We start from the raw sequence: 25,737 nt of genomic DNA, 5'->3' as shown, positions 1-25,737 counted from the left end.
CTTACATGACAGCAGCAATCATCAGCGGTAAACAGGTATCCGACGAAATTCGTATCGACATTGCCCGGGAAGTTACCGGACTGGCCGAACGCGGCGTGAAGCCCGGTCTTGCTGTCGTTCTTGTCGGTGAAGATGCGGCTTCTCAGGTGTATGTCCGCAATAAAGAAAAATCCAGCACCCAGCTTGGCTTCCATTCGGAAGTCCACAGGCTGGATGCCTCCACTTCCCAGGAAGAGCTTCTGAAGCTGGTGGCAGAGCTGAACAGCCGTGATGATATTGACGGAATTCTGGTTCAGCTGCCGCTTCCGAAGCATATTGAGGAGAAGGCAGTGATTGACGCCATTTCCGTGGAGAAAGATGTTGACGGCTTCCATCCTATCAATGTCGGCAATCTGGTCATCGGCGATGACAGCCTGCTTCCTTGTACGCCTGCCGGAGTCATCGAGCTGATTAAACGTACCGGTACTGAATTGTCGGGCAAACATGCTGTAGTCATCGGGCGCAGCAATATCGTCGGCAAACCGGTCTCACTGCTGCTGCAGCGTGAGAACGCAACGGTAACAATGTGCCATTCGCGCACCGCGAACATTGCTGAGCTTAGCCGCCAGGCAGACATTTTGGTGGTAGCCATCGGCCGGGCCAACTTCATTGACGGATCTTATGTTAAGCCGGGAGCTGTTGTGATTGACGTCGGGATGAACCGTTTGGATAGCGGTAAGCTTGCCGGTGATGTCGATTATGAGAGCGCCAAGGAAGTTGCCGGATACATTACACCAGTACCGGGCGGAGTGGGGCCAATGACGATCACCATGCTGATGAGCAACACGCTGATAGCGGCCAAACGCCGCCGCGGCCTGGAATAGGTCAGGACTCATGGCGGCAGAACGGCAAGTCTACTCGATAAAGGATCTTAACCGTTACATCCGCATGAAGCTCGATTCCGACAACCTGCTGTCCGATGTGTGGATTCGCGGAGAAATCTCGAATTTCACCCATCACGGCAGCGGACATATGTATTTCACGCTGAAGGATGAGAGCAGCCGGATCAAGGCGATAATGTTCGCTTCGCATAACCAGCGCCTGCCCTTTGTCCCGAAGGAAGGCACCAAGGTTATTGCCAGAGGCAATGTAACCGTATATGAACGGGACGGGCAGTATCAGTTCTATGCTACGCATATGCAGCCTGACGGGATCGGCAGTCTGTACATGGCTTATGAGCAGCTCAAGCGCAAGCTGGAGCAGGAGGGACTGTTCGCGGCAGCACGCAAACGGCCGCTGCCGCGGTTCCCGCGCTGTATCGGGGTCGTGACTTCTCCTACAGGTGCGGCGGTCAGGGATATTGTGATTACGCTGCAGCGGCGTTTTCCGCAGGTGGCGATTGTGCTCTATCCCGTGCTTGTCCAGGGCAAAGGTGCAGGCCCTTCCATTGTGAAGGCCATCGAAACCTTAAATGACATGGGCGAGGCCGACGTACTGATCGTCGGCCGGGGCGGCGGCTCACTGGAGGAGCTATGGGCCTTCAACGAAGAAGCTGTCGCCCGGGCGATCGCGGCGTCAAGCATTCCGGTCATCTCGGCCGTCGGCCACGAGACCGACTTTACGATCGCCGATTTCGCCGCAGATCTGCGGGCGGCGACGCCTACGGCCGCTGCAGAGCTGGCCGTGCCGAGTGCGGCTGAACTGGCCGCGCAGCTGCGCACGGCAGAGCAGCGGCTGCGCCAGGGCCTGCTGCGCCGCTCCCAGCGCGGCGGCGAGCGCCTGGCTTCGCTGCAGCGCTCGCTGGCGCTGGTCGGCCCGCGCCGCCAGCTGGCCCAGCACGCGCAGCGGCTGGATATGCTCCGCACGGCGCTCACGCGCGCAGCGGAGACCCGGAACCGCCGTGCGCGTGAGCGCCAGGCGGTGCTGCACCACAGCCTGCAGCGGTTCCATCCGCTGGGCAGTGTCAGCGCTGCCCGCCAGCAGGCGGAGAGCATGACCCGCCAGCTGGCGGGGGCCATGCAGGCGCGCCTGCAGGACAAGCGCTCGCGGTATGTGTCCGAGCTGCGCCATCTGGATGCGCTCAGCCCGCTCAAGGTCATGTCACGGGGCTACAGCCTCGTCTACGACGAACAGGAACAGCATTTAATCAAATCGCTTAAGGAAGTCGAGCTTGGCGATGTGGTGAATATAAAGCTCAGTGACGGACAGCTAAGCTGCCAGGTATGGGGAATGAAGGAGGATGGCAAAGACGATGACGAAGGAAGCGGAACTGGATTTTGAAGGAGCTATGGAGCGGCTGGAGGAAATCGTACGTGAGCTTGAGCACGGCGACGTTCCCCTAGAGAAAGCTATAGATTTGTTTCAGCAGGGCATGAAGCTCTCGCAGCTATGCGGCAGCAAGCTGGAACAAGTGGAACGCAAGATTGAGATGATTACCCTGGAGGATGGGGAGCTGCGCAAAAAACCGTTCGGTGCCCGCCTGGAAGGGGATGCCGATGAGCCGCTTTGAGCATGACTTGGAGACAGGCACTGCCGGTAAGGCCCAGCAACCGCCGCTGAAGGATTACATTGCCGAAGTCTGCGGACTGGTTGGAGCTGAGATGGAGCGGACGCTTCCGGCAGCCTGGACGGTCCCTGTCCATTTGAAGGAAGCGATGGACTATTCGCTCCAGGCCGGAGGCAAGCGCCTTCGCCCGCTGCTCGTCATCGCTGCCTGTGAAGCGCTGGGAGGCAGCCGCGAGGCGGCTCTGCCGGTAGCAGCGGCCATTGAGATGGTGCATACGTATTCGCTGATTCACGACGATTTACCGGCCATGGATAATGATGATTACCGGCGCGGCAAATTGACGAATCACAAAGTATTCGGTGAAGCGACGGCAATTTTGGCCGGCGATGCGCTTTTGACGCATGCGTTCTACAGCGTGGTACAGGCTTCCCGCCGCCATGGCATTCCTGCGGAGCAGGTGCTGTCCATCGTGGAGGACCTGGCCGAAATGGCCGGTCCGCGCGGCATGGTCGGCGGCCAGGTTGCCGATATGGAGGGTGAGCAGGGGCTGACCGATCTGAAACAGCTGCAGTACATCCATCTTCATAAGACTGGCGATCTTATCGTTTTCTCGCTGCTGGCGGGCGGACGGATCGCCGGAGCCGATAAGAAGCAGCTGGAGGCGCTCCGTGAGTTCGGCACCCATATCGGGCTGGCTTTTCAGGTGCAGGATGATATTCTGGATCTGGTCGGCGACGAAGGCAAACTCGGCAAAAAAACAGGCAGTGACATCAAGCAGCAAAAGGTGACCTACCCGTATTTCATCGGGCTGGAATCCTCGCGCGAAGAGGTGAAACGCCTAACGGACGCTGCCCGGAGCGCGGTGCTGGAGGGCGGATTTCCCGACAATACACGGCTGCTTGAAATCGCGGGGTATTTAATGGCTCGCGATCATTAGAAAAATTTAGGGAGCGGCTGTGTTACGACAGCCGTTTCGTTTGTGTTATAATGGGTTTTATATATTTTACAACATCTAGGAAAGCGGGGAATACTCGTGCTGCTTCCACAAATAAATGATCCGGAGCAACTTAAATCCTTGTCAACCGAGGAGCTGGCTACCCTTGCGGAGGAAATCCGCCGGTTTCTGATCGAGAAGCTTACTGTAACCGGCGGGCACCTCGGATCCAACCTGGGGGTAGTGGAGCTTACACTGGCTTTGCACTATTGCTATGACAGTCCCCGGGACAAAATGATATATGACGTAGGGCATCAGGCTTATGTGCATAAGATACTGACCGGCCGCCAGGACCGGTTTGATACGCTGCGCAAGCGTGATGGGCTATGCGGCTTTGTAAAGCGTTCTGAAAGCGAGCATGACGTATGGGAAGCCGGGCACAGCAGCACCTCTTTGTCAGCTGCGATGGGCATGGCTATGGCCCGCGATTTGAAGGGCGAAGACAACAAGGTAATTGCTGTGATTGGCGATGGCGCGCTCACCGGCGGGATGGCTTTTGAAGCCTTGAACCATATCGGTCATGAGAAACGCAAGCTGATGGTCATCCTGAACGACAACGAAATGTCCATTGCTCCCAACGTCGGGGCGATGCATAATTATTTGAGCAAAATCCGTTCCGACCGCCATTACCTGCGGGCCAAAGATGAAGTTGAAAGATCCCTGAAGAAGATTCCGGCGATCGGCGGCAAGCTGGCCAAGACCGTTGAGAAGATCAAGGACAGTCTTAAATATATGATGGTTCCCGGAGTGCTGTTTGAAGAACTGGGCTTTACCTATCTTGGACCGGTAGACGGGCATGATCTGGAGAAGCTGATTGATACCTTCCATCAGGCGGATAATGTGTCCGGACCTGTTCTGGTGCATGTGCTGACCACTAAGGGCAAAGGTTATAAACCGGCTGAAACCGATTACTATAAATCACATGCCATTTCTCCTTACAAGATTGAGTCTGGACAGTCCCTAAAGGCTGTGGGCAATCCGATGTACACTGAAGTATTCGGGCAGACGCTGATTGAACTAGGTCATGAGGACAAGCGCCTCATTGCTGTTACCCCGGCGATGCCTGGGGGTTCGGGTTTATTCCCGTTTGCCAAGGAATTTCCGGATCGGATGATTGATGTCGGGATCGCCGAGCAGCATGCGGCGACACTCTGTGCGGCACTTGCAATGGAAGGCATGAAGCCGGTATTTGCCGTGTATTCGACCTTTATGCAGCGGGCTTACGATCAGATCGTTCACGATATCTGCCGGCATAACGCCAACGTAATGTTCGCGATTGACCGCGCCGGCTTCGTCGGCGCTGACGGCGAGACGCATCAAGGGGTGTATGACATCGCCTTTATGCGCCATATTCCGAATCTGGTCATGATGATGCCGAAGGATGAGAATGAGCTGCGCCATATGATGAAGACGGCGCTGGAGTACAACGACGGTCCGATTGCCTACCGTTATCCGCGGATTGACGGTACCGGAGTTCAACTGGATGCCGAGCTGCGCAGCCTGCCTATCGGCTCTTGGGAGCGTCTGCGCCCGGGTGATGATTATGCGGTGCTGGCCTGCGGACCAATGGTCCAGGTAGCAGAGGAAGCGGCGGAGATTCTGAAGCGTGAAGGCATCCAGGTAGGCGTTGTAAATGCGCGGTTCCTGAAACCGCTCGACAATTCTATGCTGCTTGAGCTCGCTCATGCTGCAACCAGCATGGTAGTGCTGGAGGAAGCCAGCCAGGCCGGTTCTTTGGGCAGTGCTGTGCTTGAATTTTATGCCCAACATGAAATTTATGATGCCCGCGTTCACTTAATGGGTGTGCCGGATCTGTTTATTGAACACGGCTCGATTAAAGAGCAGCGCCAGGAGACGGGACTTACCGTGGAAGCGCTGTGCGGACGCATTAAGGCAATGAAGGCATTAAGCAAATATACTTACAAGACGACTTCTACTTCCTGAATGAAGGAAGCTGAACTTGGGAGCCCAATGATCGGGAGATGAACATGGAACACCCTAAAGAACGTATAGATGTACTGTTAGTAGAACAAGGTTTTTATGAAAGCCGCGAGAAGGCCAAGGCTGCCATTATGGCCGGCCTGGTGCTTGCGGATGAAGAACGGATCGAGAAGGCGGGCATGAAGGTATCGCGCGGTGCAACCCTAAAGGTTAAGGGAGCTGTGCATCCTTATGTCAGCCGCGGGGGACTGAAGCTGGAGAAGGCGCTCCGCCAGTTTGGTATCGAACTGACCGGGAGAATCATGCTGGATATTGGCGCCTCTACCGGAGGGTTCACCGATTGCGCGCTGCAGAATGGTGCAAGCCATGTCTATGCGATTGATGTCGGTTATAACCAGCTGGATTGGGGTCTGCGCAATGATGAGCGGGTCAGCGTGATGGAACGGACCAACTTCCGCTACATGACGCCGCCTGATCTGATCGGGCCGGTGCCTGATTTTGCAAGCATAGATGTCTCTTTTATCTCGCTCAAAATCATTCTCCCGCCGCTCAAATCGCTGGTTAACCGCCCTGCGGACATCGCCGCACTCATCAAGCCGCAGTTCGAGGCTGGCCGTGAAAAGGTAGGCAAATCAGGAGTGGTGCGTGATCCGGCCGTTCATAAAGAGGTGCTGGTGAATGTGCTGACCATGGCTTCAGAGCTGGGCTACCGGCTGGAAGGTCTGACATTCTCACCGATTACTGGCGGAGAAGGAAATATCGAATTTCTGGCCCATTGGAAGCTGCTGCCGGAAGCTGTGGAAACAGCATCGGCAACGGACCCGGGGACTTCGTTTGCAGAGCTTGCTGATGCCGTAATTAAGGAAGCGGCGGCGACATTTACTGCCAATACCACTGGAAACTCATCGAAGAAACGATGAGTTTCTTTTGCTAGTTCAGCAACAAATAACCACGGGCTCAGTACGACAAGCAGGATTTCAGCGATCCTCAAGCGAATAAATCACCGAGGTGATTGCTTTGGCGAGCTCTGATAAAGTGGTTATGATACTCATTGGAGTGGCGGTATCGATCTTCCTGATTTACCGGATATTTATATGGCTGCAGAGCTCTCCGCGTTCGTTCATCAAGGACCGGCTGCCCCTCAATAAAGACATTCTGCCCCATCCTGCCATAGATCTGCTGGAGGCGGCTGGATATGAGGTGATTGGTGGCAAACTGAAGATTCCGCTATCTTTTCAGGTAGACGGGTCTCCGATGTACAGCAGGCTGTTCATTGACTACGTTGCCAGTAAAGAAGAGGACAATTTTTACCTGGTGATTTTATCCCGCCCGCGCAAAGGGCTGGAGTTTACCGGCAGCGGCCTTCGGGATACCCTGCTGCCTTATCTGCTGATTTATCCCGAATGCAGCGGTGTTCTGTATGTTAACACGTCTGCTTCGGCCATACATCTCATCAAACTTGGCAAAGATGATGGGGAATCGAATTAAAGTTCATTTTTTAAATACGGGAGGCAATAATGAAGGGACACAGGCATATTAAGATACGTGAAATTATTACACAGAGGGATATTGAAACGCAGGATGATCTGGTGGAGGCACTGCGTGGCGCCGGTTTCCAGGTCACTCAGGCTACGGTATCGCGTGACATCAAGGAACTGCTGCTGATCAAGGTTCCCATGGATGACGGCAGATACAAATATTCTCTTCCGACCGACCAGCGCTACAACCCGATTCAGAAGCTAAAGCGCGTGCTGGTGGACAACTTTGTTCATATTGATTTCTCCGCCAACCTCGTGGTGATGAAATGTCTTCCGGGTACTGCCAATTCAGTAGCGGCTCTGATCGACAATATTGACTGGCCGCAAATTATGGGCACCATTTCCGGTGACGACACTATTCTGATTATTTGCCGTCAGCCGGAGGACAGCAAAGATGTTATTTCGCAAATTATGGGTTATATCTCTTAATTTAAAAAACTCAGTGATCATCTTTTCGGAGGTGTTGTATTCGTGTTAGAAACCTTGTCGATCCGCAATCTTGCCGTTGTTGAAGCGGTAGATGTGCATTTTTATCCCGGTTTTCATGTGCTTACAGGGGAAACCGGGGCAGGTAAATCGATTATTATAGATGCGCTTGGACTTATTGCAGGCGGACGCGGGTCAGCGGATTCGATCCGCTACGGCTGTGAGAAGGCAGAAATGGAAGCGTTATTCAGCTTACCCGCCAGCCATCCGGTATGGGAAACCCTAGATCGTCTTGGCATCGGAGCCGACCGGGAGGAGCATCTGGTTATCCGCCGTGAAATCACCTCCCTTGGCAAAAGCACTTCGCGGGTCAACGGGCAAATGGTGAATCTCAGCATGCTGCGTGAGATCGGTGAACAGCTGGTCAATATTCACGGGCAGCATGAGCACCAGAACCTGCTGAAGGCAGATCGTCACCTGGGATTGCTGGATACATACGGAGATGCCGTGATTGGCCCTCTTAAGGCTGATTATCAAGAGAAATATTCCGCTTTTGCCAAAGTAGAGAAAGAACTGCGGGAGCTTCAGGAATCAAGCCAAAAAGCTTACCAAATGCTCGATTTGTACCGCTTTCAATTAGAGGAAATTTCTTCTGCAGGATTAAAACCCGGAGAAGATGAATTACTTGCTGAAGAAAGGGTCAAACTATCCCACAGCGAGAAAATGATGGATTCCGTATCCGGCGCATACGAGCTGCTGTATGACAGGCAGGGATTGGAATCAATTGGTAACGTGATCTCGAAGCTGGAGGACGCGGTGCGTTATGATGAAAAGGGTCTCCGGGCAGTGCTTGATCAGCTGCAGTCTTCTTATTATCAGCTTGAGGATGCTGCGTTCCAGCTGCGTGACTACCGTGAGGAAATCGAGTTCAATCCGGTCCGGCTGGAGGAAATTGAGAACCGTCTGGATCAGATTACCGGCCTGCGGCGCAAATACGGGGAAAGTGTTGAGCAGATTCTGGCTTATTATGAGCAGATTGAGCGGGAGACCGATCTTCTGGAGAATAAAGACGAATATATAGAGAAGCTGACCGTGAAGCGTGATGGATTGCTGAACGTTCTAATGGAGGCAGCCGGGAAGCTCAGTGTTGCGCGCAGCCAGTGTGCAACAGATCTGTCTACCCAGGTTGAAGGTGAACTCAAGGATCTGCAGATGGAACGGACCTCGCTGCAGGTCAAGCTGGAACCTCTGGTGGACCCCCGGGGTATCGAACATCAGGGGCGGCGTTACCGTCTGACCCGACAGGGGATCGACGGCGCCGAATTTATGATCTCACCGAACCCGGGAGAACCGCTGAGACCGCTGGGCAAGATTGCCTCCGGCGGGGAGCTGTCGCGGATTATGCTGGCGATGAAGAGCATATTCGCGCGGACCGATGCGATTCCGGTTCTTATCTTTGATGAAGTGGATACCGGTGTCAGCGGCCGGGCTGCCCAGTCCATAGCGGATAAGCTGTTCAGGTTGTCATCTTCTTGCCAGGTGTTTTCAATTACGCATTTACCGCAGGTGGCCTGCATGGCCGATCATCAGTATTTAATTCGCAAAAAAGTCGAGGACGGACGGACGATGACCGAAGTGGAGTCTCTCTCAGCGGAAGGCCGGGTGATGGAGCTGGCCCGGATGCTGGGCGGTGTGGAAATTACCGAAAAAACATTGCATCACGCACAGGAGATGCTTGGTCTGGCCGAGGCCAGCAAAGCAGCTTTAGGGTAAGCGGGACAATGATTGACAGTAATAAAAGCCTGGGGGCAAGGTTATCTTATAGGTACGCAATTGGCGACCACCTTTTTCGTCAAGCGAAAGAAGCAAAAGGGAGCGTGACAGCCATTGAAGCCGAACCTCAGGAAGTTAATGCCCGGCCTTTTATTTGCCTTCTTTCTCAGCATGTCAGGAATGACGGGATCTCTCCAGGCCTATGCATCACCGCTGGATATTCCGCCTGACAAGCCGGTACAAGGAATTGACGGGGAGCTGAAAGTCATCCCTGGAGGACAGACGATTGGCGTCAAAGTGAAGTCAGCAGGTGTTCTGGTTGTGGGCCATCATCTTATTGAAGTATCCGAGCAGTCCAAGCTTTCACCAGGAGAGAACAGTGGTCTGGTGCCGGGTGATCTGATGATCTCGATTGACGGGAACAAGCTGGACGAGGTATCTAAGGTAACCAAGCTTGTGGAGCGTGCAGGAAAGGCAAATGAGCCGCTGACCATCGTGTACAAACGCGACGGGAAAGAACATACGGCGAAGCTGAAGCCTGCTTATGACCGTAATGACAAGGTATGGAGATTAGGGCTGTACATCCGCGATTCAGCAGCCGGTGTCGGCACCTTAACGTTCTATGCTCCTGAACAGGGCGTATATGGCGCTCTGGGCCATGTCATTACGGACATGAATACCGGAACACCGATTGTCGTCGGCAGCGGTCACATCGTCCAGTCCAGTGTGACCTCAATCTCTAAGAGCCAGGACGGTGATCCCGGCGAGAAACGTGCTGTATTTCTAAAGGAAAGCCAAGTGCTTGGCAATGTTCAAAGCAATACGGACTTCGGGATCTTTGGTAAAATGACCCGCAATCCGGAGCACAGCCTGTATAAGCAGCCGATACCGATTGCCATGAGCAGTGAAGTCAAGGAAGGGCCCGCGCAAATTCTTACAGTGGTTGACGGACAGCAGGTCGAGCGATTCAATGTAGAAATCATCCATGTTGCCCATCAGCAGACCCCGGCAACCAAAGGTCTGGTGCTGCGTATTACCGATCCCCGTCTGATCGACAAAACCGGAGGAATCGTTCAAGGCATGAGCGGCAGTCCGATTGTGCAGAATGGCCGTTTAATCGGCGCAGTGACCCATGTATTCGTTAATGACCCGAAGTCAGGGTATGGCTGCTTCATCGAATGGATGCTGAAAGACTCTGGTGTGGCTCAGCAGAGCAATATTGCTCCCTACAATCTTAAGGCGGTTTAGCCTTAAGATTTTTTTGTCGAAGCTAAGCGAGAAAGATCGAAAAATGAAACAAAATATTTAATTATAATCCAACGCCGAAAAAAAATAAAGAAAAATAATTTTCGACAGAAGGATATTCAAACTGCATGTCGAAAATGTAAGGGAGACAAGATAAATGTTATTTTCGAATAGCAGTTATTAATAAGGAGGAAGCAGCCAGTGCAGAATATTGAAGTGTTGTTGGCCGATGATAACAGGGAATTTACGAACTTGCTTGCCGAATACATTACGGAACAGGAAGACATGACCGTGACGGGCATTGCCTATAATGGTGAAGAAGTGCTTCAAATGCTTAGCGGGGCACGTAAAGTTCCGGATGTGCTAATTCTTGATATCATTATGCCGCATTTAGATGGACTTGGCGTCCTGGAACGCCTGCGTGATATGGATTTGAATCCGCAACCGAAGATCATTATGCTGACTGCTTTTGGGCAGGAGAACATCACTCAAAGAGCTGTGCAGCTTGGCGCGTCCTATTATATTCTTAAGCCGTTTGATATGGAGGTTCTGGCCAATCGTGTGCGTCAGCTTGTCGGTACCCAAGGCAGTATGAGCTCCTCCTCCAGCATGTCCAATTATTCCGGCTCCAGAAATAACAACAATGTTGTGCCGCTCTCCAAAGGCAAAAATCTGGATGCCAACATTACCTCAATCATTCATGAAATCGGCGTTCCGGCCCATATTAAGGGTTACCAGTATTTACGTGAAGCCATTACGATGGTGTACAACAATATCGAAATCCTCGGTGCCATCACCAAGACACTTTATCCGGCCATCGCCGAGAAATTCAAGACCACGCCTTCACGCGTAGAACGCGCGATCCGTCATGCCATTGAAGTGGCTTGGACCCGTGGCAACATCGACAGCATCTCCCACCTGTTCGGCTATACCATTAATATCTCCAAATCCAAGCCGACTAACTCAGAATTTATTGCCATGGTAGCCGACAAGCTGCGGATTGAGCATAAGGTTTCTTGAAAGGGTTAGGATCAGGATATGTGAAGGACTTTGTAGGGATTGTTGCGATGTTTATGGTAAAGCAAGGGTACCGATAAATATCGGGAAATGGTCATTTCAAACCGATAAATATTTTTACAATGAGCTATAAATACCGCTATTTATTGGGTTTCCAAATCCAATGAAGGGCGGTTTTTTATTGATAGCGTGCCCAGAAGCACGCATGATCTAGTTGGTGAAAGTCCAACCCAAGGAGGGACCAAGCCACCTTGGTAGCTAGGATGCTTGCATATGGCGAAATCTGTGTGTAAAAGCGCATCGACAAAAGTCCGGTCAGAGGCAGGGCGAGCAACACCCCAGGCCGCAACATCAAGTGAATCCTGCCGCGTCGTCAAAAAGGCCCTGCAAAGGGGAAGAGAGGGAGCCGAGTCTCGTGTCTTTGGACGAAGGCCAAGGAAGCTGTACAGAACTTGGAGCAGCAGCGAAGAACCCTCCGGCGTATAGGGAACGGCATGGGCTGAAAGATCGTGCAGTGAACTGGGGAGACCCTCCCCTGCACGGGATTTTTTTTTTAGGAAACCGTAAAGAGGCATTCTATAAGTCCAAAAGACGAAGTGAATCGTCTGCAGGAAGGGAGTCCGAGGGGCTCATAGTACCGAAGAACCTAAGGACAACATAACCTTAGGGAGGGAAGGAGCCCTGCTTTGTTTATGCTTTTGGAGGAGGTACGAGTGAGTGAATGCCAAACGGCTAACGACACCCAAGGAAAAAGTTCAAGAACTCCAAGAAAAGCTAGGTCATGCGGCCAAGGAGAACAACAAGCGTAAATTCCATGCACTATATGACAAAGTCTACCGGTGGGACATCCTGTGTGAAGCGTGGAAACGAGTAAAAGCCAACAAGGGAGCCGCAGGAGTAGATGCCGTGACGCTAGCAGATATCGAGGAACAAGGAGAAACGAGATTCCTCAAGGACTGTGAGCGAGAATTGAAAGAAGGCACCTACCACCCGCAGCCCGTACGGCGACACTATATCCCGAAGAAGGATGGGAAGCCAAGGCCGCTGGGCATACCCACCGTGCGCGACCGAGTCCTACAGATGGCAACGAAACTCGTGATTGAACCCATCTTTGAAGCGGATTTTGAGGAAGTATCCTTCGGATTTCGCCCGAAGCGAAGTGCAAAAGGAGCGCTGGAACGAATCCGGAAAGCCTGCAACCGCAAAGGAAATTGGGTAGTCGATGTGGATATCCAAGGCTATTTCGACAATATTAATCAAGAGAAGCTTATGAAATTAGTACAGATGCGTATCAATGACAGGCGGACCCTGAAGTTAATACGGAAGTGGCTTCAGGCGGGAGTCATGGAAGAAGGAACCGTAAGGCGTTCCGATTTAGGAACACCGCAGGGTGGAGTCATTTCACCGCTTTTGGCGAATATCTATCTGAACTATTTCGACCGACTGTGGGAGAAACACGGGAGCGGAATAGGTGAACTCACGAGGTATGCAGATGATCTTGTGGTGGTCTGCAAAACCAAGAAGGACGCCGACCATGCGTATGAACTTATACGTAAAATTATGGAGCGTCTGGAGTTGACCCTACACCCGACCAAAACCCGCATTGTAGGACTGTGGACAGGAGACGAAGGATTCGACTTCTTAGGGATGCATCACCGGAAAACCAAAGCAGAAACCTCCCAAGGCAAGGTGTACACCACCACGCAGCAGTGGCTAACGAAAAAGGCGGAGGAGCGTATTCGAGGGGTAGTCAAGGAAAGACTGTCACCACCCAGCATGCGTTCGAGATCGTTCGCGGAACATGTAGAATGGCTCAATCCAAAGATTCAAGGATGGAGAAACTATTACTACACGAACTACAGTCAAAAGAGGTTAGCCAAGTTGGATTGGTATACTTTGCAGCGATTAAACCGGTGGTACGCCAAGAAAAGACAACGCAGAAGATGGAGGGGATCACGGTCGGAGGTCAAATACTTAGCCATGCAATATGGACTAAAAACGCTGTTGTAACCTGCATGCCCATGAATGACGAACATCGGAAAGCCGTATGAGGGAAAACCTCACGTACGGTTTGATGAGGATTGCGCCTTGCAAGTTCAAGAAACACGTATCGCCTGAAATGGTGATCAGGACAAAGCCTAGCCAGCAGTCCTGTACCGAGTCTTGCGTGGTGCATGGTAACATGTACGGCGAAGCGTAGACAGGGAGACAGTAGGCCGGAATCAAGTGAAGAGGATAATTAGCCCCGAAATCAAACGTGGTTGAAGCAGCCGATCCTATTTCTCTGTGGAGAAGGCAGAACCGGCATCATCGATAGGGCAAGAGGGTGACCGGGGCTTCCGGGGTTCGTACCTACAGCATGCTGTCCAAGGGTTTCTTGGGAACAAGGGAGATCCGGCAGTTCCAATTTTTTTTTTGGTAGAGCCGAACAAGCCTACAAAGCAAGGGAGGCTCAAAGACTTGCCGGAAGTCTTACTGACGGATAGTACTCCGAGGCAGGGAGAGCCTGCTACATGGGGAAGCGGTCAGCAGAAATGGAATCTTTCTAAGGCAACATGGGCTCCATACAACGGGAGGACACAGGCCTTCATACAACGGAAGGAAGAACCTAGCCATGACAACAGGATTGGAAAGAATAGCAGCAAAAGCACGAGAAGATACGAAACTTCAGTTCACTTCGCTTACCCACCACATCTCTAAAGAACGGCTACAAGACTGTCTGCAGCATATTCCCAGACGAACGGCTCCCGGTGTGGATGGGGTTACCCGAGACGAGGCTGTGAAAAGCTTCGGGGTGTGGGCAGAAGAAATGCTCACGTCCATACACCGGAAAGGCTACCAACCGCCAGCCGTAAGAAGAGTCTGGATACCGAAGCCTGGAAAGAAGGAGAAACGTCCGTTAGGTGTCCCGGCCGTGGCAGACCGAGCTTTACAACGGTGCACAGCAGAGATACTAACCGCTATCTATGAGCAAGATTTTCTAAATTGTTCATTTGGAGGCAGACCGGGCAGAGGGCAGCACAACGCGTTAGCAACACTGAATGAGATCATAGCCGGAGAAAAGGTGGGTTGGGTATTCGAAGCCGATTTAAAGAATTTCTTCGGCAGCCTGGATCATGAGTGGATGATGAAATTTGTGGAACATCGCATGGGTGATCCGCGAATCCTCCGGCTGATCCAGCGCTGGCTCAAAGTTGGCGTATTGGAAGACGGGAAAGTCCACGCCAGTGAAGAAGGTACGCCGCAGGGCGGCTCCATTAGTGTGCTTTTAAGCAATGTGTACCTGCACTATGTGCTGGACTTATGGTTTGAGAAGGCAGTTAAGCCGCGGCTTAGAGGCGAAGCCTATCTAATTCGGTATATCGACGACTTTATCGTATGTTTTCAATACCGAAGCGACGCCATCCGTTTTCAGGAAGCGCTGGTAAATCGGCTTCATAAGTTCAAGCTGGAGTTGGAACCGAGCAAAACCAGATTAATCGAGTTTGGGAGATTTGCGAGCAAACATAGCCAAAGAAAAGGGAAGAAGAAGCCGGATACGCTCTACTTTCTAGGGTTTACGCATTACTGTACGCGAAACCGGCAAGGGAATTTCATGGTGGGCAGAAAGACAGAGAAGAAGCGACTGAAGCGAAGTATGGGAAACGTGCAGGAAACCATGAGAAGAATGCAGCATGAACCGCTGGAGGTACAGGCAAAGAAGATTAACCAAATGTTGCAAGGACATTACGCTTACTATGGAATGGCAGGCAACATGAGGTGTCTGAGTAAAGTGTACGCCACAGCCGTCACCTATTGGCGGAAGGTACTCAGTAGACGAAGCCGGAAGAGCTACGTGACTTGGAAGGAATACCAGCGACTACGTTCATTGTTTCCACTGATGCGACCGAAAATCTTCATCCCATATCAACGGTTGAAGACATACGCGATGCTGTAAAACCAGTTCTGAAGAGCCCGGTGCGGGAAATCCGCACGCCGGGTTCTGTGGGGGTTCGGGTCACCAGTTGGGTGGCCCTTCTACCCGGAGGGGCTGGTTTTGAACCCAGCCCTTTACTCTAGAATCGGTCAGAGTTGATAGAGATGCCAGGGAATGCTTCAAATACCGCAGTTACATCTTGATTAGGTTTTGCTAATCCGATACGAAAAGTGATGGGAGCGTGAAAATTAATGAATAAGTATGGAACGGCAGCAGTGAATGCTACTCAAATATTAAATAACAGAGCAGTCCAAACTCCTCTAGATGCGTGGAATCAAACTACAATTGAATTATTTGGAGCGAACACACCTGCACAGCGTAAAGGATGTCCAAAGAATGCTTTTCTTGGTTTATGTGAAGAAGGCTTAGTCAGAGGTATTTCTAAGGGGAATTATACCTATAAATCGGATAGCCTAAACAAGACCTATGCTGTTGAAGCTGTGAGGTTGTTGAGAGGGAATCCAGAATTAGCTAATGATAGGAATAGCTTGTGGAAAGAAGTTATGCAGGGCGTTAAGAAATCTCACAACTCTCAAATGGATGTTGTACTTGCGTTGTGGGCGAGCGGACAAATTATTTAAGGAAACCTAAATGATTTTACCCCGTATATTTACTATTACAATATTATCCAAAGGAAAGAGAGGACGAACGTATGATAGAAGAATTGAAAAAAGCTTTTTACATTGTGATAGAGACAAAAAACAATCCAGATGAGCATGGGTATCTAGGCTACATAGTTGCAAGAACAAACAACTATAATGAGGCAATCAGAGTCTATGAAGAAAACATAAAGGATAGAGTTGTACAAAAGTGGGAAAATGACCAAGGTCAGTGGATTCGCTGATAACTTTAAAATGATACACTGATCTATAAATAGCGGAGCACATATTCAGTAAAGATTATCTAGTAGTATCGTTAATTGTTGTTTGTAAAGTGAAAAAATAATATTGCATTAAAGCGGAGGCTAATATTAATGGGGATGTTTAGTTGGAAATGTGCGGTAAGTGGCATGAGCATTGCTAATGTTAATGTAGGTCTTAATCCTGAACAATCAAAATGCTATTTGGTTACTCCAGATAAAGTTTATTATGAACCTGCTTACCAAGGATATGGGGAATTTGGAGGGGTTGATGTTTTTGGATTGTTGGGAAATGGGAATAGAAATAAAGGAATTAAATTACATGATAAGGGTAAAGGGGATTTCGAAATTAAAATTATCCTCAAAAAGTTCTATAGTGGGCAAACATATAATGAATTAAAAGTTTCGGAAAATTGCGAATATCAAGGCTCTTCTTACCCTAGAGACTATCAAGGTATTTAGAGAAAAACAACAGTAACATTCAATTTATTAAACTTATACATTTTAGCTTTAAGCTTCGAAGGACTAACTTTTTAAGTTGGTTCTTTGTTTTTGCTTCTTTTCACAGAGCAGTCCCCTTTTAGGGAAACTTTGAAGAGGAGACGAGTCGTCCTAGTACGTTATGAAATGTATTTTAGACACCTACTTTCCTGAAATCCTTAGCTAGCCTCGATCCATTGAAGGCATTCTTGGCTTTACTAATGTTACAGTTTCGTTAAAAAATTTTAAAAAATGAAAAAGTCATACTGAGTTATATGCACTTTTTAAGGATTGTTGAGAACTGATGAAAATGCTTGAAGATGATAGGATATATACGTTAAAAATCCGAAAATCATCATAAAGATGAGAATTTAAGTAATAGGTAATGTTAGCATTAACGAGTTATGGATTCAATCATAGATGAAATTCGAGTTTTATCTACAAGAATTAGGTATAATATGTATTGGAATAAATTCTAATAATTAGGATGTGGGGTTCATGGGTGAAAGTCTTTTAGGTGGATACGAGGGAATGTATCAAACATATTATCAGAGAATTCTGGAAGAGGTAGAGGCAATAAAGACAGAAAATGATTACGAAAGAAAAAGCCATGCCTTTGCTCATTGGTATTTAATGAATATACGTGGTTTAAGCGATGATGATATTTCGGAGTATATAACAGATGGATTTAACGATTGGGGAATCGATGCAGTTATAATAGATGAAGCAAAAGAAATAATCGAATTGTATCAGTTTAAACTACCGGATAAAGTGAGTAATATTGATAAACTGATAGGTAAAGATGAGATTGAAACATTTTTAAGAGGTTACAAGATCTGTTCAAGCGGAAAGGCTCCTGGAAATGCAAACGATGAGCTGAAAGAAAAAATAAAAGAGATTTTAGATTCTGATATCTTTACTTTCAAAATGGTGTTTGTTGGATATAGTGGAGGGTTAAGTGAAACGGCGCAAATTATTCTCGATGGGGAACTAAAATATATTAAAGATACTGGTAACAAAATATATTGGGAGTTGTTTGATAAAGAAAGGATAGCAAATGTTATATATTCCAGTAAAAAGACATTTGAAGACTTTGAAATCGAATTAAAACAATCTGGTTCAAGTACTGGCATTTTAACTTCTGAAAATTCTGCATCCTATACTATTTATTGTTCATTGGAGGAACTGGCGGATATTTGTGAGAAGCATAAAGAAATTATTTTCGACGAAAACGTAAGACTATTTCATGGAGCAGGTAATAAATTTAATAAAGGTATTATTGAAACAGCGGCTTCTCCTGATGAAGTTATTAATTTCCAGTTGTATAATAATGGAATAGTTATGGTTTCGCCAAATGTAAAGTATATTGATACAAGGAAAAAATTAAAGATTAGAAATCCCATGGTCGTTAACGGCTGTCAAACAATGAATAGTTTGTTAGAAACCAAGAGTCAAGGTAAGTTATTGGAAGGTTATGTTCAAGTAAAAGTCATAGAAGTTAACGATCCTCAAATAAGACAGAATATATCAATCTTTTTAAATTCTCAAACTGAAATTAAAGATAGTTATCTAATTTCAAATTTACCTATTATTAGACAATTGGAAATAGATTTATCAGAAAAGGGTTACTTTTTGGAGAGACAAGCTAATAAAGTACAGACTCTTAAAAAGTTGCTTTCTAAAAAGGAAAAAGCGAATGTTTTTGGTTTAAATCAAAATAAAACTATATCCCTGGAATTAGCAATTCAGTTATATGCAACATTTTATGAAAATATGGGGCCAATTGCCAAAAAGGATAAATCGCTTCTTTTTACAAATGAGAATCTTTCTATTATTTTCAAAAATATAAATGCAGAAAGGGTTATTTGCTGTTTTGAGCTATACCAAAGAATATTGGAAGTAATAAAAAGCTATCGACAATATATTCGTAATTCGAGAAAAAGGGCTATACTAGAGTATTTAAGTATAAGAGGAATGAAGGAAGCCAGAGAGTATACATTTCTTAATACAGCTGATATTTATTTATTATCTTTATTTTCACAGTTCTCCCAAAAAGATGTTTGCTCGTTTGACAAGATAGGTAAGATAGTCAGCAATCACAGTGAATGGACTTTTCAAGTAAATGAAAAATTTGATGAAATACTATTGAAATCTATCGGAATTATGAAAGAAACAATAAAAGAGCAATCAGATAACAAAAGTATTGCAACTTTGACTAAAAGTCAATTCTTTCATAAAACGTTATTGGAGAAAGTTGGGATGTCATATTTTGTATCGAGTTAAATTAATTCTAAAAACTTAAAACTTGATAAATGTATTGAAAAACTATATTAGGGAAATTACATACCACTTTGGTAAAAGTGAAACCCGGGACATTTATTCCATTAGGATTGTTAGCTACTTTGAATCGAAGGTGAGGACTGGAATTAAGACTTGGGGTATTATAACCCGGGTGTGAAAGTGCTAAAGGCAATAAATGTTACAAAAGAAACCCAATAAATAGTGACTATAGCTCATAATAAAATCGGTCTATAACCCGTGGCAACATCGACAGCATCTCCCACCTGTTCGGCTATACCATTAATATCTCCAAATCCAAGCCGACTAACTCAGAATTTATTGCTATGGTAGCCGACAAGCTGCGGATTGAGCATAAGGTTTCTTGAAAGGGTTAGAATCAGGATATGTGAAGGACTTTGTGGGGATTAGAATAATTGTTTGGCTAAATGAATTTTGCCTATAAACTTTTTTTTGGGCAATTTAAAGCCAATCAATTTGAATTTCAAATTGAGAACTTTATGTTTTATTGTACAACAAGAAATCTGGCAAAGAAGACATTAGCTAGTTACTAGCAAACTTTAAAATTGTTGTAGCCCTCATCTTGATGTCAAGGTGTGGGCTATTTGACGCTTACGATACTATTTATTATGGCAAAATAATCATAAACCATCTTTTTGTTAATGTTAATTAGTGCAGAGATCCTAAATACATAGCCCAATCGATTCTTTTAGAAAATCGCATTCCATTTAATAGGGTTTATGCTATACTTTTCCTAACGTGAGTGGTGCCTTGTGATGACACTCAGCATCGAAGAAACTGCTCTTATTCCCAGATTGAATGCACATGTAACTGATTAATCCATGTTTCTGGATGGTCGATGATTAGGAGCGCTCCTGATGTCATTCGTTCTTGAACGACTGAATATAAGGCAACTTTAAATTTACTATTTGTGTCTGTATTAAGGGGGCAAAGGCTATAAGCGCCCGTAAGAGAAAGTTGGTGCTACAATGGGCATGTTTTGGAAAATGGGAGCCAGAAATTTCATAGCCCAGATACGGCAAACGCTACTCACCGTATGCATAGGGTCAATCGGTGTCATCCTGATTTTTTCATGTTATTTTGTCATTTCTTCTATTACATACAGTAAATCACTATGGGAAGAAAAACACTTTGGTGTAATTGGTTCAGAGATTTATCCGCGTCTCGGACTTGAATTAACCGAGGCTCAGATTAAAAATGTTAAGACGAAACTTCAAGCCAGAAATATTACCAGTCTTCCCTACGTGTCTCAGGTGGTTTCCGCGCACAGCGGGAATAATGATGAAGCTGGGGAAGATAGCATCATTGCATTAGGATTTGATTTTCAAAATGCCCGGGAACTGGAACCGCAGCAACCGTTGTGGTCTACTGATCCTCTGACAGCAGAAGAAGCGATTGTATCGGTTCCGCTGGCACGGCAGTTGGGACTTAGTGTCGGTGAAACAATGATAATCTCGTTTGACGGGCAAGAAGTGCCTGTAACGATTCGTGATTTAGCAGAGGAAAGCGGATTAACGGGTTTTCGTGGAACAATGCGGGCACAAGGGACAGTTATTCTCTCGGACAGGCTTGCGCATCAGATATTCGGCGTTCCAGAAGCAAGCGCACACAGTATTTTACTGGCGACGGACAAGATGTATTCATCATTACCAGGCAGTTCCTTCTTTACTGATCTCATTGAGAAACCAGTCAAAAAAGAAGCGCTATCTCATATGTCGATGGTGCAGAGTATTTTCACGCCTCCATTTTTGTTTTTTGTCGCAGTTTCTTTGTTCGCTGGAATTTTGCTGTTGACCCAGTTGTTTAATATCCTGAAAGAAAGGCGCAAATATTATCTTGGCGTGCTTCGATCGCTTGGACTCAGTAACCGCAACTGCTTTGTCATCTACGTGAGTGAGTGCACGTTATTGTGTGCGGTCATTACCATATCGGGAGTTGTTCTCGGGAATGTACTCGGTTTCGGATTGCTGTCTATTAATGTATTTTATATCGAACAATTACTGGATCGGTATTCCGCTTACGCCTATCCAATCCAACCCCATGTGGATGTGACGGCAACGTGCTGGATTGCGCTTTCCATGTTTATCGTTTTCTTACTGCTGGCATGTTTTGTCGGGCGTTTCATTAAGCGCACATCCATTCTGCACCTGATGGGCAAGGAGGATAATCGTGTTAATCCGTCACGGAAGCGTCTGTTCAAAGTCTTATGTTGTCTCCTTGTCACAGTGGCATTTATTTATTTCAATTATTTCGCCACAGAGGGGGTTACAGATGCCGATAGGCTTAATGCAAGAGTATTCGGTTCGATTATAAGCTGGCTTGCTGGAATTATAACAACTGCCTATCTTATGTTTCTCATTGTACCTTGGATGAAACGGGCATCCTCCATTTTGCCACATCGGTGGGTGGATCGTTTGTCTGTTACGTTAGGCACGCAGTACCCGAATATGCGGTTTAGTCGTTCATTAGGCATCGTTTTATTGTTCACGGTATTATCCTGCTGTTTGATCGTGATGATAAGTTTCGCTTCCAATGTTGAAGATTATGCCGCTATAAACAAGAAAGATTCTTTTATGGCTGCTGACGCCTATATCTCTTATGTCGATGAGCGGGAAAAAGATAAGCTGACAGCCAATATGAATGAAGTGCAAGAAATCGTCCAAAGTGCTGCCTACATGGATACGTACAGAATACTCGTTTCATCTCCCGATGATGCACTTGATCTTACAGAAGTAACCCCTTCTAAAAATGGTAGCAAATGGGCATATTCACAAGTTGTGTGGGGAAAGTGGCTAGGGGAAGGTTACCAATTACCGCTCACCTCCCGCGCGCCGCAATTTCAGAGTGATGCAGAAGTATATCAGGCCATGAGCGATCAAGCGTCTGTCGTTCTCGTGGATGATAAATTGGAAGGCACGTACCAAGCAGGCGATCAAATTCCACTCCGCTTACTGAAAGGTGGGGGCAAAGAGGAAAACCTGATTGGAGAGGAAGTGGTCACGGTAGCTGGAACGTTCGCCATTGGTGATGATAACCGCTTCAATGGCAGGGTATTTATAGTGGCTGACGAACCCTACAACAAATATAATACAAACGGCGCTTATAAGTGGCCTAGAGAACCCAAAGGCTATGCGCTGTTGCAGTTGAATAATACAGATGGGACGGCGGCAGATTCCATAAAGACACTGAAATACCATTTTACAAAAACAGCTGGTGTTACGATGACTACGCCTGGTGAGGACCACGCCATCATTACGATGATTGTTAAAGCTGAATTGACGCTGTTCTCTATCATTATGTCATTCATGATGCTTATGGCTTTACTCGGCATGTATGTGATTCAGATTCGATCCGTACAGGAGCGGGTTCCCCATATGGTTATGTTACGGCAGATGGGGGTAAGCCAAAAGTCGTTGAAACAGATTTTTATCGTAGAGGGTTGTCTGATTGGTATCGTTGGGTTAGTTAGCGGTATTGTGGTCGGAAGGCTCGGTTCGGAGATGCTGCTGCGTCTGGCGTGGATGGGTGTTCAGTTTTCGTTCCCTTATCTGAAAGTGACAGGTCTCATCATCGGATTGCTGATCTTCATCTGGTTGTTTAACCGGTTCAGCACAGCCGGATTAAGACGTATACAGAACAGTCGGACAGAGTAACAAGGGGTCACTTGGGTGAAGTGCCGATGTTTGCTGGGCGAACACACTATGCAACTCCACTTTAATTGTATTCGATAGGTAGATTGTTCTTGTAAGCGATGGTGACGTGGATGAAGCACTAGTAATCCAGCAGCATTTTGACTTTTCCTTCGACGTACTGTCTGCTTCCGCTGAGGAATTCCATTACGTGTACCGTCTGGAATTTTCCCATATGCCTATGTGCTTAACGCTGACCGTACGATTGCCTACATGGGGCATGTGGGAGAGGTAACGACGACGAGGGAACGATTGCCCAATTAGGTCTTATACCCGTGTAGAGGAGGTTTCTAGGTCATGATTGCAGCCAAAGCTGTCCGTAAGAACTACGGCATGGCAGCGACTCCACAAACAGTCGCATTATCAGGGGTGGATTTACACATCCATAGGGGTGAGATGGTGAGCATTATGGGGCCATCTGGTTGTGGTAAATCCACGTTGCTTTATACGCTGTCAGGTATTGAGTCAGCTGACAGTGGCGAGATTTGGTTCGACAAGCAAGCATTGCACCAAATGAGCGAAAAAGATGTCTCCGCGCTCAGGCTGACGTCGATGGGTTTTGTCTATCAGCAATACAATCTGATTCCTGTATTGAATGTCATTGATAACGTTGCATTGCCGCTTATCAGTCAGGGCGCTAAGATGTCAGTTGCCCACAAAGCTGCAAAGGCGGCACTTAAAGATGTCATGCTATCGGATAAGTTGAAGGCCATGCCGCATGAACTGTCCGGAGGACAAGCCCAGCGGGTTGCAATTGCCCGCGCTATTGTGCATAATCCTTGCGTCATCTGGGCTGATGAGCCTACTGGAGCTTTAGATACTGTGACATCGGAGGCGATAGTAACCTTGCTGCGTAAGATAAATACGGACAAGCAAGTGACCGTGGTTATCGTCACGCATGACCCGTTAGTTGCATCAGCAACAGATCGTGTAATCCGTATGAAAGACGGAAGACTCACTGATTCTGTTGAGCACGACAGGGGAGAAGGAACAGACGGGTGATATCATGATATGGCAGTCTTGCCACACGGCAGTGACTATCCATTCATTCTTAATATAAGGGGATTTATATTTTCTAGCGGCAAGAGCTATTCAGAAATGAATGCAGTAAAAAGACACTGAGATCTATTCATCAGTGTCTTTCTTGTTGTAATCATTTCAATCCAGAAGGTTGTAGTTTAAAGCAACTTAATCAGCTCTTCCAGCTCATCAACCAATACTTTTGCAAGTTCAAAATCAGTATCCTTTAAAGCCAATTCTATTTTCATTTCAACTGATTTTTTCTTTTGTTCAGTTTCTAAATAGTCTCTGTCAAAATGACTAGCATAAATCATCTTTCTGAATTTTCGCATACTCATTTTTCTAATCGTCTTATCGGCAATGATTAAAACATAATCCATACCATTTACCACAGAATAGAAATCATGAGAAATCATGAGAATCGCACCTTTATAGTCTTCAATGGCTTTCTCCAGTGCTATTTGTGTATAGGTGTCTAAATGGCTTGTCGGCTCATCAAGAAGCAATACGTTTGCTTTACTGGCAGAAACTTTAGCCAATTGAAGCATATTTTTTTCTCCACCAGATAAAGATTCTATCTTTTGATTAACGATTTCTCCTTCAAAGCCATAGTTTGAAATATACGATCTTATCTCTTCATAAGTTTTAAACCCAGCATCGATGAATTCTTCCAGTATTGTATTAGAATCCTTTAGCATTTCGCCTTGAAGCTGAGATAAATAAGCCATTTTAACATCAGTGTTTATTTCAATTGAATCATGATTATTTTTAAAGATTTCTCGGAGTAAAGTCGTTTTCCCAGTACCGTTTGAACCGATAAGGGCTACTTTATCAGTAGATTTTATCTCAAAGTTAACATTTTCTAAAAGCAATTCATCAAAGGAAACACTATAATTATTGACATTTACAACAACGGTGTCTTCAATTTCATAATCAATACCTAAACTGATATCCGGTTGCTTAATATCTACGAATGGCGCTTTAATTCTACGCGCTTCCAATCTTTCTTGAAATTTAACTCTAGCTTTCAGCGCTTTCCCTCTAGATGCTTCTGAATTGTAAGTTGCGATATTTCTAAGATTAATGATTATGCTCTCGTTTCTCTCAATTTCTTCATCCTCAGCGATTGTGAGTTCTTGTAACTCAATTTTAGTTTGAAGTAATGAGAAGTTATAATCAATATATCGCCCATTAAACTCTTGGATCTCCATGTTTTCAAGGTGCATAATTTTGTTAAAACAATGATTCAATAGATATCGGTTGTGCGTAACAACTAGCAGTATTCCTTTGTGGGAATTAATAAGATTTTTAAGCGCATTTAGGTTTTCGAAGTCTAAAAATACATCTGGTTCGTCCATAATCATTAAGTCTGGACTACTAAGCATTTCCTTCATCACTTGAATAAGTTTGAATTCTCCGCCACTCAGGTCGGATACCCTAAGATCTTTTAGCTTCATGAGGTTTGCTAGATTTAGTTTCTTATTAATATTGCTTTCAAAATCATCCCCGCCAATTGAATCAAATGCGTCTAAAGCTAATTGATACTTTTCTAGTAACGAATCAATATCCGATGATGTTTCCATTTCAGTGCAAATAGATTTTATTTCATTTTGGATCTTAATAAATTCTTCTCCTATATATTCAAAAACTGTTGTTTCTTTAGATTTGTCCAGTTGCGAGAACTGACTTACATACCCGATTGTGCAAGTTGGGTCGATCTCTAACATGCCATCGAAAATATATCTTTCTGGATCCATCAGTATATCTATCAGTGTACTTTTCCCACTGCCACTTGTTCCTATAAAAGCGCAATGTTGAGCCTCTTCTAACGTAAATGAAATATTTTTATATAGTTCTTTTTGCGGAAACGAGAAGGATAAGTTATCAACTTTTATCATAGTATTACCTTTCTTTATAACTAAAATAGTGACGATTAATAGATGTATTGAAGATCATAGATTTTGAGTTTACCGTT

The 25,737-nt window shown here is 46.6% G+C and carries 20 protein-coding genes and 1 pseudogene; 20 read left to right on the top strand and 1 reads right to left on the bottom strand.

What is annotated here, in order from left to right; all coding sequences use genetic code 11:
• Positions 1-5: 5 nt before the first annotated feature.
• From folD to MHI45_RS07460, 20 genes and pseudogenes are all read left to right on the top strand, one after another.
• Positions 6-863, top strand: coding sequence for a bifunctional methylenetetrahydrofolate dehydrogenase/methenyltetrahydrofolate cyclohydrolase FolD (gene folD / locus MHI45_RS07555; RefSeq protein ID WP_076108888.1), 858 nt, complete (start codon positions 6-8; stop codon positions 861-863).
• Positions 864-873: 10 nt separating this feature from the next.
• On the top strand, positions 874-2,259 hold the full coding sequence (gene xseA / locus MHI45_RS07550; protein ID WP_038594925.1) for an exodeoxyribonuclease VII large subunit: 1,386 nt from the start codon (positions 874-876) through the stop codon (positions 2,257-2,259).
• Entirely contained in the window at positions 2,231-2,488 is a 258-nt protein-coding gene (gene xseB / locus MHI45_RS07545) for an exodeoxyribonuclease VII small subunit (RefSeq protein ID WP_038594924.1), read from the top strand. Before xseA ends, xseB begins: the two co-directional genes overlap by 29 nt.
• Positions 2,475-3,422, top strand: coding sequence for a polyprenyl synthetase family protein (locus tag MHI45_RS07540; RefSeq protein WP_340897301.1), 948 nt, complete (start codon positions 2,475-2,477; stop codon positions 3,420-3,422). Before xseB ends, MHI45_RS07540 begins: the two co-directional genes overlap by 14 nt.
• 96 nt (positions 3,423-3,518) lie before the next feature.
• Positions 3,519-5,423, top strand: a complete 1,905-nt coding sequence (dxs, locus tag MHI45_RS07535) for a 1-deoxy-D-xylulose-5-phosphate synthase (protein ID WP_340897303.1) — start codon at positions 3,519-3,521, stop codon at positions 5,421-5,423.
• Between the two features lie 44 nt (positions 5,424-5,467).
• On the top strand, positions 5,468-6,340 hold the full coding sequence (locus MHI45_RS07530) for a TlyA family RNA methyltransferase (protein ID WP_076108890.1): 873 nt from the start codon (positions 5,468-5,470) through the stop codon (positions 6,338-6,340).
• Positions 6,341-6,437: 97 nt separating this feature from the next.
• Positions 6,438-6,908 carry a hypothetical protein gene (locus MHI45_RS07525; RefSeq protein WP_256718008.1) on the top strand — a complete coding sequence of 157 codons (471 nt, stop codon included), beginning with the start codon at positions 6,438-6,440 and terminating at the stop codon, positions 6,906-6,908.
• A gap of 29 nt (positions 6,909-6,937) precedes the next feature.
• The gene (gene ahrC, locus MHI45_RS07520; protein WP_038594921.1) at positions 6,938-7,387 is read left to right on the top strand and encodes a transcriptional regulator AhrC/ArgR; all 450 of its coding nucleotides are present in this window, start codon (positions 6,938-6,940) and stop codon (positions 7,385-7,387) included.
• Positions 7,388-7,429: 42 nt separating this feature from the next.
• Entirely contained in the window at positions 7,430-9,157 is a 1,728-nt protein-coding gene (gene recN / locus MHI45_RS07515) for a DNA repair protein RecN (RefSeq protein WP_340897304.1), read from the top strand.
• Positions 9,158-9,328: 171 nt separating this feature from the next.
• On the top strand, positions 9,329-10,405 hold the full coding sequence (gene spoIVB / locus MHI45_RS07510) for a SpoIVB peptidase (protein WP_340897305.1): 1,077 nt from the start codon (positions 9,329-9,331) through the stop codon (positions 10,403-10,405).
• A gap of 198 nt (positions 10,406-10,603) precedes the next feature.
• Positions 10,604-11,422 (top strand): sporulation transcription factor Spo0A, encoded by an 819-nt coding sequence (spo0A, locus tag MHI45_RS07505; RefSeq protein ID WP_076108893.1) that lies wholly within the window; start codon positions 10,604-10,606, stop codon positions 11,420-11,422.
• A gap of 714 nt (positions 11,423-12,136) precedes the next feature.
• The gene (gene ltrA, locus MHI45_RS07500) at positions 12,137-13,429 is read left to right on the top strand and encodes a group II intron reverse transcriptase/maturase (protein WP_076108940.1); all 1,293 of its coding nucleotides are present in this window, start codon (positions 12,137-12,139) and stop codon (positions 13,427-13,429) included.
• A gap of 604 nt (positions 13,430-14,033) precedes the next feature.
• Positions 14,034-15,356, top strand: a complete 1,323-nt coding sequence (gene ltrA, locus MHI45_RS07495) for a group II intron reverse transcriptase/maturase (protein WP_341159857.1) — start codon at positions 14,034-14,036, stop codon at positions 15,354-15,356.
• Between the two features lie 230 nt (positions 15,357-15,586).
• Positions 15,587-15,976 (top strand): DUF6979 family protein, encoded by a 390-nt coding sequence (locus MHI45_RS07490; RefSeq protein ID WP_076108894.1) that lies wholly within the window; start codon positions 15,587-15,589, stop codon positions 15,974-15,976.
• 71 nt (positions 15,977-16,047) lie between these two features.
• Positions 16,048-16,239 (top strand): hypothetical protein, encoded by a 192-nt coding sequence (locus MHI45_RS07485; RefSeq protein ID WP_076108895.1) that lies wholly within the window; start codon positions 16,048-16,050, stop codon positions 16,237-16,239.
• Between the two features lie 129 nt (positions 16,240-16,368).
• Positions 16,369-16,716: a hypothetical protein gene (locus MHI45_RS07480; protein WP_076108896.1), complete on the top strand. Its 348-nt coding sequence runs from the start codon at positions 16,369-16,371 to the stop codon at positions 16,714-16,716.
• Between the two features lie 516 nt (positions 16,717-17,232).
• Complete coding sequence (locus MHI45_RS07475) at positions 17,233-19,017, top strand: AIPR family protein (protein WP_076108897.1); 1,785 nt, start codon at positions 17,233-17,235, stop codon at positions 19,015-19,017.
• Positions 19,018-19,268: 251 nt separating this feature from the next.
• Positions 19,269-19,400, top strand: a pseudogene (locus tag MHI45_RS07470) (sporulation initiation factor Spo0A C-terminal domain-containing protein); the annotation flags it as partial.
• A gap of 627 nt (positions 19,401-20,027) precedes the next feature.
• Positions 20,028-22,706, top strand: a complete 2,679-nt coding sequence (locus tag MHI45_RS07465; RefSeq protein WP_340897307.1) for an ABC transporter permease — start codon at positions 20,028-20,030, stop codon at positions 22,704-22,706.
• Positions 22,707-23,039: 333 nt separating this feature from the next.
• A complete protein-coding gene (locus MHI45_RS07460; protein WP_076108899.1) occupies positions 23,040-23,744 on the top strand; it encodes an ABC transporter ATP-binding protein in 705 nt (234 codons plus the stop codon).
• A gap of 176 nt (positions 23,745-23,920) precedes the next feature.
• Here MHI45_RS07460 and MHI45_RS07455 read toward each other — a convergent pair whose 3' ends face one another.
• Positions 23,921-25,660, bottom strand: a complete 1,740-nt coding sequence (locus MHI45_RS07455; protein WP_340897311.1) for an ABC-F family ATP-binding cassette domain-containing protein — start codon at positions 25,658-25,660, stop codon at positions 23,921-23,923.
• Positions 25,661-25,737: the final 77 nt, after the last annotated feature.

The organism is Paenibacillus sp. FSL H3-0321 (assembly GCF_038002865.1).
Lineage (GTDB): Bacteria > Bacillota > Bacilli > Paenibacillales > Paenibacillaceae > Paenibacillus_AQ.
The sequence above is the reverse complement of the archived record's forward strand: the minus strand, read 5'-3'. Positions and strand labels throughout refer to the sequence as shown.

What these genes read in the sequence shown, in the direction of transcription:
- folD (WP_076108888.1), top strand. Translation starts at nt 6, where the DNA reads ATGACAGCAGCAATCATCAGCGGTAAACAGGTATCCGACGAAATTCGT.
- xseA (WP_038594925.1), top strand. Translation starts at nt 874, where the DNA reads ATGGCGGCAGAACGGCAAGTCTACTCGATAAAGGATCTTAACCGTTAC.
- xseB (WP_038594924.1), top strand. Translation starts at nt 2,231, where the DNA reads ATGACGAAGGAAGCGGAACTGGATTTTGAAGGAGCTATGGAGCGGCTG.
- MHI45_RS07540 (WP_340897301.1), top strand. Translation starts at nt 2,475, where the DNA reads ATGAGCCGCTTTGAGCATGACTTGGAGACAGGCACTGCCGGTAAGGCC.
- MHI45_RS07530 (WP_076108890.1), top strand. Translation starts at nt 5,468, where the DNA reads ATGGAACACCCTAAAGAACGTATAGATGTACTGTTAGTAGAACAAGGT.
- ahrC (WP_038594921.1), top strand. Translation starts at nt 6,938, where the DNA reads ATGAAGGGACACAGGCATATTAAGATACGTGAAATTATTACACAGAGG.
- spoIVB (WP_340897305.1), top strand. Translation starts at nt 9,329, where the DNA reads ATGTCAGGAATGACGGGATCTCTCCAGGCCTATGCATCACCGCTGGAT.
- ltrA (WP_341159857.1), top strand. Translation starts at nt 14,034, where the DNA reads ATGACAACAGGATTGGAAAGAATAGCAGCAAAAGCACGAGAAGATACG.
- MHI45_RS07490 (WP_076108894.1), top strand. Translation starts at nt 15,587, where the DNA reads ATGAATAAGTATGGAACGGCAGCAGTGAATGCTACTCAAATATTAAAT.
- MHI45_RS07485 (WP_076108895.1), top strand. Translation starts at nt 16,048, where the DNA reads ATGATAGAAGAATTGAAAAAAGCTTTTTACATTGTGATAGAGACAAAA.
- MHI45_RS07480 (WP_076108896.1), top strand. Translation starts at nt 16,369, where the DNA reads ATGGGGATGTTTAGTTGGAAATGTGCGGTAAGTGGCATGAGCATTGCT.
- MHI45_RS07475 (WP_076108897.1), top strand. Translation starts at nt 17,233, where the DNA reads ATGGGTGAAAGTCTTTTAGGTGGATACGAGGGAATGTATCAAACATAT.
- MHI45_RS07465 (WP_340897307.1), top strand. Translation starts at nt 20,028, where the DNA reads ATGTTTTGGAAAATGGGAGCCAGAAATTTCATAGCCCAGATACGGCAA.
- MHI45_RS07460 (WP_076108899.1), top strand. Translation starts at nt 23,040, where the DNA reads ATGATTGCAGCCAAAGCTGTCCGTAAGAACTACGGCATGGCAGCGACT.
- MHI45_RS07455 (WP_340897311.1), bottom strand. Translation starts at nt 25,660, where the DNA reads ATGATAAAAGTTGATAACTTATCCTTCTCGTTTCCGCAAAAAGAACTA.